This is a genomic window from Acinetobacter sp. HR7, from assembly GCF_000773685.1.
GTDB lineage: Bacteria > Pseudomonadota > Gammaproteobacteria > Pseudomonadales > Moraxellaceae > Acinetobacter > Acinetobacter thermotolerans.
This window is the reverse complement of record NZ_JPQO01000184.1, coordinates 37,659-44,446: the sequence shown is the minus strand read 5'-3', so window position 1 is coordinate 44,446 and position 6,788 is coordinate 37,659. Positions and strand designations below refer to the sequence as shown.

Genomic DNA, 6,788 nt, shown 5'->3' with positions numbered 1-6,788 from the left:
AAATATGCTAAAAGGTTAAGTAATAGATAGTCATCCGAGATACTCAAATTTTAAAACGCTGATGATTAAGCTTAACTATTATGAAAAGTTATAAATCAAATACATAAATCCATTTAATTTCATATGAATTGAAAAATAATATCATTGCTTATTCTTCATCCATCACCTATTTTTAAATCATTACAATAAGCCAAGGAGATCGAGATGAAATTAATAACAGCAATTATTAAACCATTCAAACTCGATGATGTACGTACTGAGCTTTCTCATCATGATATTCATGGTTTAACAGTCACTGAAGTCAAAGGTGCCGGACGCCAGAAAGGTCATTCTGAAATGTATCGTGGCGCTGAATATAGCGTTGAGTTTCTTCCAAAAGTAAAAGTAGAAGTTGCCGTCCCAGATGAAAAAGTCGATCAGGTGATTGAAGGCATTATTAAAGCGGCATGTACTGATAAAATCGGTGATGGCAAGATTTTTGTCACTCCGCTTGAACAGGTGGTGCGAATCAGAACCAGTGAGACTGGCGTAGCAGCACTTTAAGATGTTTGTTTAAACCTAAAATCTATCTTTATTCAAGTGTGGTTCATGAAGCTAAATAAATTATATTTCACTTCGATATAGACCAATAATTTACTAAAAAGCTCACCCATCTCATGATGCAGTGAGCTTTATTCTGAATAAATGAAAAATCAAATCTTTTAAATCTTTAGTTTTGAATTTTAGCCTCAACAGTTTTGGCCTGTAAAACCTCGGCATCTGTTACCGTCACTTTCTTTTTCTCCTGGTATTCTGCAGCTTTGGCAATATTTTTTTCAGCAAAATGCAAACCACCCTCGCCCGCCATACTGACTGTCGTGAACATGGAAATGCTACCTAAAAATGCGAGAGTAGATATTATTCTTACTTTCATCGCTCACCCTCCAACTTTTTAACTACTGAACTGATTTTGTTTGTTTTATATCAAGCAATTATTATTCCAATTCTTAAATTTGATCATATTTTATTCACTATAATCTAGCATATTCTTTATTAAATAAAACAATGCAATATCAATCACATATTTTTGCCTATCTTTCCTTTTATAAAATTCAGATGAAATAATAAAAAACCTCAAAGATGAATGATCTTTGAGGTTTTAAACAGGCACAATCTACATTCAGAAGATCGTTCAAATGCTATTTTTATTTTTGCGTCTTAGGCAGGAAGAAGCTCAATATGCCTAATAATGGCAGGTATGAACATAACTGGAAGACCCACGCGATGCTGGTATGATCTGCCACATAACCTAATCCGGCTGCTGCAATCCCGCTGATGCCAAACATCACACCAAACATCAGTCCAGCAATCGTTCCGACACGACCTGGGACTGCTTCCTGGGCATAAACCACCATGGCAGAAAATGCTGAAGATAAAATCAGGCCTGCAAAAATTGAAAAGATACAGGTCCAGAATAAATTGGCATACGGCATGAGTAAGGCAAATGGTGCCATGCCCAAAAAGGAAAACCAGATCACTGCATTTCGGCCAATCCGGTCACCAATTGGGCCACCAAAGAAAGTACCCATTGCCACGGCACCTAAAAAGGCAAATAGATATAATTGTGCATCTCGAATTGAGATGCCAAATTTATCAATGAGATAGAAAGTAAAATAGTTGCTGATGCTTACGGTATAGGTAAACTTGGCGATCATCAGGATACCAATGACACCAAGCGCACGTACTAAAGTGGTTCCCTGCAGTTTAGCCGCTGCTGTACTACCCATCTTTTTTAGTTGTGTCTGACTATTTGTAATGGTCCAGCGGCTAACCTTAAACAGCACAAATATTCCAAAAGCAGCAAACAGCATTAGCCATGCTGAAGATGCCTGACCATTGGGAATAATAATCAGTGCAGCCAGTAAAGGCCCTACCGCAGAACCACTATTGCCACCCACCTGAAAGGCCGATTGTGCAGTGCCGAGCTTGCCACCTGATGCCATACGCGCGACTCGGGATGCTTCTGGATGAAAAGTCGAAGAACCGATCCCGATAATCGCAGCAGCAACTAGCAACATTGCAAAACTCTGCGATAGAGCTAATAGCAAAATTCCAAATAAGGTAAAACCCATACCGATCGGTAGCAAATAAGGCTTTGGATATTTGTCGGTATAGAAGCCCACCCAAGGCTGCAATAAAGAAGCCGTCAATTGATACACGAGAGAAATTAAGCCGATCTGACCGAAACTCAGGTCATAATTGGTTTTCAGCAAAGGATAGATCGCTGGTAAACAGGCTTGAATCAGGTCATTGAGAAAATGTGCAAGGGCAACAGCAAAAACAATGGGTAAAACCATTTTTGAGGCAGACTGCGTTACTTCGGCCTGTGCGGTATCCGTCATATTCATCCATGTCGTATTCGGTAATGGCTGAAGATTATACGCTAAGCCAAATTACTTGAAATTTATTTTATTTTTCTATTTTTTCGTATTTTCAAATCATTCATTACGGCAAATTGCTCAAGCGATGATCTTTTAATTCAATCATTTCTGCATCTAGCTGTTCTAACTCCTCATGATGATGGGTCACATAAATCATCGGCACCTGAATTTCATCCCGGATTCGGGCTAAAAAAGGCAGGATTTGCTGTTTCAGTTTGCTATCTAATCCTGTGAGTGGTTCATCAAGTAAGAGTAATTCAGGGCTAGATAACAGTGCCCGACCGATGGAAACACGTTGTGCTTCACCTCCTGATAATTGTTGCACCCGTCGTTCTAATAAATGATCAATTTCCAGCAACTTCGCAATTTCATTTAAATGGAATTTGCTCTGTTTCAGTTTGCCCCAGTTTTTAGCATACAGCAGATTCTGTTGCACATTCATGTGTGGAAATAACATCACTTGCTGAAACACCAAAGCGATTTTACGTTGATGCATTGGAAGATCAATTTTCTGGCTTGTATCTGTCAGGATCTGTTGATTTAAATGAATAAAGCCTGTTTGTGGTTGATAGAGTCCAAGTAGCAGTTTCAAAAAGGTCGTTTTACCTGCACCGGATGGCCCAATAATGCCTAATACCGAATGTTGCATCTGGATGGCTGCATCCAAACTAAAGTTTTTATTTTGATAATGAAACTCACACTGCAGCATTAGCACTCCTGAATTTTTCGCTGGTATTTCTGCATGATCCAGTAATTTGCCAGCAAAGCGGCAAAAGCCAGCCCAAGAGACAACAATACCAGCCGCAACGCTATTTGCTCACCATCCGGTTGTTGTAACAATGAATAGATTGCAATGGGAATAGTGCGGGTTTCATCGGGAATATTGCCAACAAAAGTAATGGTGGCACCAAATTCACCCAGACTGCGGCTAAAGCATAGAATGCTGCCAATCAGAATACCGGGAAAAGCCAGTGGCAGACTGATACTGCAGAAGACTTTGAAGGGATGAACCCCTAATGAACTGGCAACCTGCTCCAGTTGTGGATTCATCAACTGAAAAGATAAACGGATGGGCTGCACCATGAGTGGGAAAGCCACGATCATCGCTGCTAGCACAGCCCCTTTCCAGTTAAATGCTAGTTGTATGCCCCACTGCTGTAACCATTGTCCAATCCAGCCATTGCCACCAAAAACGACCAATAATAAATAGCCCAGCACCACAGGTGGCAACACCATCGGCATTTGCAGCAGTGCTTCCACAATATATTTCAGGCGAAATTCATAACGTGCCAGAACCCAGGCCAGCAGGATAGCAAAAGGCAAACAGATCACTGTCGCAAAGCCAGCGACTTTGGCGGACAGATACAGTGCATTCAGTTCCTCTGGCGTTAGCATGCTGGACCCATCCTAGAATCTAAAACCATAATGCTGGTAAATTTCTCTGGCTTTGGCATGATGACTCATAAAGCGCATTAGTTTCATGGCATCAGCATTTCGAATCCCCAATTGGGTTACTGCGATTGGATAAACGATCCGGCTGTGACTATGGGGTGGGAAGATACCGGCAATTTTGACTTTCTTGCTTTGCAATGCATCGGTTTTATAAACGATCCCTGCCTGACATTCACCACGCTCGACCAAAGCCAAAGTTGCACGGGCATTGTCAGTTCCGACAATTCGGCCATTCAGGCTGTGCAGCCAATTGAGTTTGCTTAAACTCTGTTTAGCATATTTCCCAACCGGCACCGACTCCATTTGCCCGGTACATAAATGCCCCTGAAAGGACTGTGCAAAATTAAATTGAGGACTGGCCTGGAATTTTTGCTTGGAATAAATGGGATTAATCAGAACCAGCTGATTGCTCAACAGAGGCTTGACCTGTGCTTTAACCACCTTTTGCTTATTTACAAGATAATTCATCCAGTCCTGATCGGCTGAAAAGAAAATATCACTCGGTGCGCCCGCTTCAATCTGTCTTGCGAGGGCTGAAGAAGCCCCAAACACAGGGACAACTTTCACTTGGGGATGTTGTTTGACAAATAGCTGCACGATATCCGTCACGGCATTGGTCAAGCTAGCTGCGGCATAAATTCGTACCGTTCCCGCCTCAGCAACAGGTATTAGGCTGCATACCCCCAAACTGAAAAATATATTCTTCAAGACTGAACCAACGTAAATTAAATAAATAAGCCCTGTAATACTTGCCCTGACTGTATGTTTTGATGGGCTGGAATCCGCACCAGGCAATTGGCCTGCATCAGGTTACTCAACATATGTGACTGCTGTTTTGGCAAGCTGGACAATTTGAGTATTCCTGTTTCAAAGCTGGCGACCATGCGTAACAATCGTTCCCGACTATCCGCTTTCAGATCATGACTAATTACCCCATTAAACCATTGCGGTAACAGCTTTTGGCCCTGTAAAGCATCCATCAAAGTCGCTACATAGATTTGCATTCCGACATAGACTGCGCCCGGATTACCCGGCAGCCCTAGTAAATAACATGTGCCTTGCTCGGATCGTTCTGACTTGGCAAAAAACATTGGCTTGCCCGGTTTCTGTTTCACTTTCCAGAAGATTTGTTCAAAACCCAGTTTTAGTGCCACCGGACGGACAAAATCATAATCGCCAACCGATACGCCGCCTGTGGTCAGGATCAAATCATATTGATCGCGTAGATTTGTAAATAAATCACAGACTGCCTGCTCTGTATCAGCCACATGCAGAATATCGACTTGCTGGTTTCTGGACTGAAACCAGGCCTGAATCAAAGTCGCATTGGCATCAAAGATTTTGCCGGAATTCAGGTCTTCAACTGTTTCGGCGACTTCATCGCCAGTAATGACGACCGCAATTTTGGGATAGCGATAAACGGATACTTCACGTACACCTGCCATGCTTAAGGCAGCAATAGTCCCAATGCTAAGCTGCTGTCCTTGGCTGGCTAGACATTGTCCAATGGTAATTTCTTCACCGGCTTTACGGACATCGGCATCCAGTCGCAAAGCTTCGGTCAAAGTAATGGATGAACCGTCAAACTGCACAATTTCCTGACGTGCGACTGTCGTGGTTTGCTTAGGGATTTTCGCACCAGTAAAAATACGTACGGCCTGCCTCGGTTGCAGTTCAAAATTAGCGACTTGCCCGGCACGGATTTCACCGATCAGCTCAAAAGTGCTGCGAGATGGCATATCTGTATCCATACAAATGGCATAGCCATCTACGGCACTTTGCGAAAACATCGGCAGCTGAATTTCTGAATAGACATCTTCGGCAACGAAACGATTCAATGCCTGACTGAGTGGCAGTATTTCCGTCCCGAGATGATCCGTATGATCCAGAATCATTTGCAAGGCTTGATCCACAGAAATCAGGCCGGGTTCACTGCCACAGGCGGAATGCACTGTAGCATTCACTGCATGGTTCATTGATAGCCTCCTGTATGCGGAATATTTTTCTGCACGTCAAACAGATGTACTAGTGCAGGCAGAATGGCGATGAGAGACTCCTTAGCCCCTTGGCGACTGCCCGGCAAAGTGAGCACTAAACTGTTTTCGATATACCCTGCAACTCCACGACTTAAGGCAGCATACGGCGTACGGCGCTGACCAAAGCTACGGGCAGCTTCCATTAGTCCCGGAATTTCACGGGTTAATAATGGCTGAATGGTTTCTACGGTCAGGTCTTTTGGTCCAAGTCCAGTACCACCGACAGTCAGGATCAATGGATAATCATTTTTTTGCTGTTCAATGAGCGCTTTGAGCTGTTCTGGACTGTCTGGAATCACCTGATATTGGATATAACCAAAATTGGCTTCTTCCAGAATGTCCACGACGTTTTGTCCCGCAGTATCGGCTTTCTTTCCAGAAGCCACGGTATCTGACAGCACAATCACAGAAGCGGGTAAAGGCGCTTTCAAAACACGCGTGAAATGAGATTTACCACCTTTTTTCTTCTCAAGTTTGATTTGATCCAGACAAAGATCTTCAGGCTCACAATGCGGTTTCAGCATATCGTACAGGGTTAATCCTGCCAGACTGACAGCAGTGAGTGCTTCCATTTCCACCCCGGTTGGACCAATCGTTTCCACCACAGCTGTGATCACCACATGAGCTTCTTCCAGCTGATATTCCACATCAGCCCGGTAAATTGGTAGTGGATGACAAAGAGGAATCAGCTCATCAGTACGTTTGGCCCCTAATATTCCGGCAATACGTGCGGTTTTTAAGGCATCGCCTTTGTCAGTATTGCCATTACGGAGCAGTTCGATGCAGTGTGGCGGCGCATGCAGAATCCCAGTGGCAATCGCGGTACGGTAACTTTCCGGCTTCATTCCGACATCTTTCATGGCTTATCCTTCTCTCATCT

8 protein-coding genes are annotated in these 6,788 nt (G+C 43.3%); 1 reads left to right on the top strand and 7 read right to left on the bottom strand.

All coding sequences use genetic code 11. The features are described 5' to 3' along the window. Nucleotides 1–204: 204 nt before the first annotated feature. Nucleotides 205–543: a P-II family nitrogen regulator gene (locus tag GW12_RS10290; protein WP_034587183.1), complete on the top strand. Its 339-nt coding sequence runs from the start codon at nt 205–207 to the stop codon at nt 541–543. Between the two features lie 166 nt (nt 544–709). Here GW12_RS10290 and GW12_RS10285 read toward each other — a convergent pair whose 3' ends face one another. From GW12_RS10285 to moaCB, 7 genes are all read right to left on the bottom strand, one after another. Next, nucleotides 710–865, bottom strand: a complete 156-nt coding sequence (locus tag GW12_RS10285) for a hypothetical protein (RefSeq protein WP_227504164.1) — start codon at nt 863–865, stop codon at nt 710–712. Nucleotides 866–1,184: 319 nt separating this feature from the next. Further along, nucleotides 1,185–2,387, bottom strand: a complete 1,203-nt coding sequence (locus GW12_RS10280) for an MFS transporter (protein ID WP_034587180.1) — start codon at nt 2,385–2,387, stop codon at nt 1,185–1,187. A 97-nt stretch (nt 2,388–2,484) separates the two neighbouring features. Continuing rightward, nucleotides 2,485–3,129 (bottom strand): ATP-binding cassette domain-containing protein, encoded by a 645-nt coding sequence (locus GW12_RS10275; protein ID WP_034587178.1) that lies wholly within the window; start codon nt 3,127–3,129, stop codon nt 2,485–2,487. After that, nucleotides 3,129–3,815, bottom strand: a complete 687-nt coding sequence (gene modB, locus GW12_RS10270; protein ID WP_034587176.1) for a molybdate ABC transporter permease subunit — start codon at nt 3,813–3,815, stop codon at nt 3,129–3,131. The genes GW12_RS10275 and modB overlap by 1 nt, the downstream gene beginning before the upstream one ends. A gap of 12 nt (nt 3,816–3,827) precedes the next feature. Further along, nucleotides 3,828–4,580 (bottom strand): molybdate ABC transporter substrate-binding protein, encoded by a 753-nt coding sequence (gene modA, locus GW12_RS10265; RefSeq protein ID WP_052127909.1) that lies wholly within the window; start codon nt 4,578–4,580, stop codon nt 3,828–3,830. Nucleotides 4,581–4,597: 17 nt separating this feature from the next. Continuing rightward, complete coding sequence (locus tag GW12_RS10260; RefSeq protein WP_034587173.1) at nt 4,598–5,848, bottom strand: molybdopterin molybdotransferase MoeA; 1,251 nt, start codon at nt 5,846–5,848, stop codon at nt 4,598–4,600. Continuing rightward, a complete protein-coding gene (gene moaCB, locus GW12_RS10255) occupies nt 5,845–6,768 on the bottom strand; it encodes a bifunctional molybdenum cofactor biosynthesis protein MoaC/MoaB (protein ID WP_034587172.1) in 924 nt (307 codons plus the stop codon). Before moaCB ends, GW12_RS10260 begins: the two co-directional genes overlap by 4 nt. Nucleotides 6,769–6,788: the final 20 nt, after the last annotated feature.

Coding starts and splice junctions, on each gene's coding strand:
- GW12_RS10290 (WP_034587183.1), top strand. CDS start 205: ATGAAATTAATAACAGCAATTATTAAACCATTCAAACTCGATGATGTA.
- GW12_RS10285 (WP_227504164.1), bottom strand. CDS start 865: ATGTTCACGACAGTCAGTATGGCGGGCGAGGGTGGTTTGCATTTTGCT.
- GW12_RS10280 (WP_034587180.1), bottom strand. CDS start 2,387: ATGAATATGACGGATACCGCACAGGCCGAAGTAACGCAGTCTGCCTCA.
- GW12_RS10275 (WP_034587178.1), bottom strand. CDS start 3,129: ATGCTGCAGTGTGAGTTTCATTATCAAAATAAAAACTTTAGTTTGGAT.
- modB (WP_034587176.1), bottom strand. CDS start 3,815: ATGCTAACGCCAGAGGAACTGAATGCACTGTATCTGTCCGCCAAAGTC.
- GW12_RS10260 (WP_034587173.1), bottom strand. CDS start 5,848: ATGAACCATGCAGTGAATGCTACAGTGCATTCCGCCTGTGGCAGTGAA.
- moaCB (WP_034587172.1), bottom strand. CDS start 6,768: ATGAAAGATGTCGGAATGAAGCCGGAAAGTTACCGTACCGCGATTGCC.